Source organism: Paraburkholderia sp. Ac-20336, assembly GCF_017105025.1.
Taxonomy (GTDB): Bacteria; Pseudomonadota; Gammaproteobacteria; order Burkholderiales; family Burkholderiaceae; genus Paraburkholderia.
The window spans coordinates 1-2984 of the sequence record NZ_JAAGPS010000256.1 but is presented as its reverse complement, the minus strand read 5'-3'; the positions used below and the strand labels follow the sequence as shown (position 1 = coordinate 2984).

The window sequence follows — 2984 nt, the reverse complement described above, 5'->3', positions numbered from 1 at the left end:
GAAGGTCGTCACGCTGAACAACATCGAAGCGGTGATGGACAACCAGACGCAGTTCTTCGTGCCGGTCACGGGCTACACCTCGGGTGATCTGTACAGCATTTCGGCGGGCGTATCGCTGCGCGTGCTGCCGATGGTCGTCGACGAGGACGGGCGCACGCGCATCAAGCTCGACGTCGCGATCCAGGACGGCCAGGTGAATACGCAGCAGCTCGTCGGCAACCTGCCGACCGTCACGAACAGCACGATCGACACGCAGGCGTTCATCGACGAAGGGCAGGCGCTCCTGATCGCGGGCTATCGCGCCTACGACGACTCGACCGGCGTCACCGGCGTGCCGGGGCTCTCGAAGATCCCGCTGATCGGCGCGCTGTTCCGCACTCACACGCGGCAGAACAGCCATATGGAGCGGCTGTTCCTGCTGACGCCGCGCGTGATTTCTCCGGGCGCGCCCGACGCGGGCGACGAGCAGGGGCCCGCGTGACGAGCCCCGGGCGCGCGCACGAGGACGAGGACGCCGCGCGCCTGCGCGCGATGCTCGATGCGCTGCCGTGCGGCGTCGTCGCGCTCGACGCCGCGGGCGCGGTGCTCGATGCCAACGCGCGCGCGCTCGCGATGCTCGAGATGGCGCTGCCGCCTGGCGTCGATTTCGCGGTCGCGCTGGCCGAGCACTTCGGCTTCGACGACGTGCCGCTGCCGCGCGATCTGGAAGCGGGCCGCGAAGTGCGCGCCGGCGAGGCGACGCTGTGGCTGCAGGCGGGGGCACCGCTGCCTGGCGCGGGCGCGGTGATCGCGGTGACCGACGTGACGCCGTTCGCGCGCTCGCTCGACGAACGCGCGACGTCGCTGCGCTTCCTGCTGCACGACCTGCGCTCGCCGCTCAATTCGATCAGCGCGCTGACACAGCTCGACGCGAGCGATCCGGAAGCGTTCGAGCGCTGCGGCGGCATGCAGCGGATCACGCAGCTCGCGCGCTACGTGCTGTCGCTCGGCGAGCAGTTCATCTTCTCCTCGGTCACCGAGCATTTGCAGGCGCGCGACTTCCGCCGCTTCGACCTGCGCGCGACGCTGCGCCAGATGATTTCGCAGCTCGAAGTGACGGCAGTGTATTGCGGCGTGGCGCTGCATCTGTGGCTGCCCGACAATGCGCCCGTCTGGGTCAACGGGATGCGCAACTTCGTGGCCCGCGCGATCCAGAACGTGATCGACAACGCGGTGCGCGCTTCGCCGCGCGGCGAGGCCGTGACGGTGTCGCTGCGCCACGACGGCGGATTCGTCGAAGTGCTCGTCGACGATCACGCGGGCGGGCTGCCCGGGTTGCCCGAAGACGAGCGGCTGACCGATTTCGAGAAGTTCGGCAAGAAATCGGCCACGGGTTTCGGCCTCGGGCTGAAACTCGCTGTGCAGATCGTTGCGGTGCATGGCGGCACGCTGTACGCCGAACTGAACGGCCGGGGCGGCACGCTGTTCGTGCTGCGCCTGCCGTGCCTGAATCCCGCCGCGGCGCCGTCGTTGTCGACGTCGCTCGTCGACGCGGACCGGGCATTACGCGCGAACCGTGCCGTCTGACGGAAGCGCGGTCAATCTAAGGCTGGATCATGAAATCGCTTGCAGGAAAACCAATTCGCATTCTGTTCGTCGAGGACGACGTCGCGCATCACGCGCTCGTCAATGCCTGGCTGAAAAGCGAGGGCTATCACATCGACGCCTTCCACAACGGACTCGAGGCCCAGCAGTTCCTCGCCGACAACTGGGCCGATCTGGCGATCCTCGACTGGGATCTGCCGGGCGTCAACGGCGACCGGCTGCTGCACAAGATCCGCAGCCGCTCGCAATCGACGATGCCGGTGATCTTCCAGACCGTGCATTCGGCCGAGTCGGACATCGTCGAGATTCTCGACGCCGGCGCGGACGACTATCTCGTCAAGCCGTACGACCGGCAGGTGCTGCTCGCCCGCATGCGCGCGCTGCTGCGCCGCTTCGCGCCGATGAACGTCGACAGCCGCCGGATGTTCGTCGAGGACGCGGCGCTCGACCAGCCGGCGCGCTCGCTCGTGGTCGGCGGCGCCGCGCACAAGCTCGGCACCAAGGAGTTCGACATCCTCTGGCATCTGGCGCGGCACATGGGCGCCGTCGTGCTGCGGCAGGATCTGATGAGCGTGGTCTGGGGCTGGGACGCGGCGGTGCAGAGCCGCTCGGTCGACATGTACGTGAGCCGGCTGCGCGCGAGCCTGAAGGCGGCCGGCGTCGGCTGGAGCGTGCAGTCGGTCTACGCGACCGGCTACCGGCTGACGCTGAAACCCGAGGCCGAGGCGCCGCGCGCCGAGAATTCGTCCAACGACTCAGCCGACGCGGAGGCCCGATGAGGCTGCCCTTGCCGTTCCGGCCGGTGCCGCGCCGGCCGCTTATCGCGTGCGCCGCAGCGGTGCTGATCGCCGCGCTGCCGATGCCGCGCGCGCACGCCGCGCCCGTCGTCTGGGCCAGCGACAACTTCGACTACGTCGCGACCGGCGGCAGCGTCGCCAGCGTGCTCGACGCGTTCGCCTCGCTTCAGCATCTGCGCGTCGTCGTCGACGGCGAGGTGCCGGGCGCGGTCGACGGACGTTTCTCGATGGCGCCGGCAAGGTTTCTCGATACGCTCGGCCGTACTTACGGTTTCGTCTGGTACTACAACGGCGTCGCGCTGCGAGTCTCGCCGGTGAATGCGCAGCAGTCGGTCGCGTTGCGGCCGCACGCGCTGGCGCCCGACGCGCTCGTTACCGCGCTCACGCGCGCGGGGCTCACCGATGCGCATTTTCCGTTGTCGATCGACGCCGCTGCGCACACCGTCGACGTAACGGGGCCCGCGAGCTACGTCGAGCGCCTCGGCGCGGCGGCCGACAGCTTCGAGCGCGCTGCGAATACGCGCACGCCGACCTCGGTGCGGGTATTCCGGCTGACCCGCGCGAATGCCGCGGACGACGTGCGCGTCGTCGACGGCCGCACGT

General features: G+C 69.2%; 2 protein-coding genes and 2 pseudogenes. All 4 read left to right on the top strand.

From position 1 onward, the window contains the following. A pseudogene (locus GXB81_RS30730) lies at nucleotides 1-481 on the top strand (EscC/YscC/HrcC family type III secretion system outer membrane ring protein); the annotation flags it as partial. A 41-nt stretch (nucleotides 482-522) separates the two neighbouring features. After that, entirely contained in the window at nucleotides 523-1566 is a 1044-nt protein-coding gene (locus tag GXB81_RS30725; RefSeq protein ID WP_277396823.1) for a HAMP domain-containing sensor histidine kinase, read from the top strand. 29 nt (nucleotides 1567-1595) lie between these two features. Next, nucleotides 1596-2363: a response regulator transcription factor gene (locus GXB81_RS30720; RefSeq protein WP_205991178.1), complete on the top strand. Its 768-nt coding sequence runs from the start codon at nucleotides 1596-1598 to the stop codon at nucleotides 2361-2363. Further along, a pseudogene (locus GXB81_RS30715) lies at nucleotides 2360-2984 on the top strand (hypothetical protein); the annotation flags it as partial. The gene GXB81_RS30720 and the pseudogene GXB81_RS30715, both read left to right, overlap by 4 nt.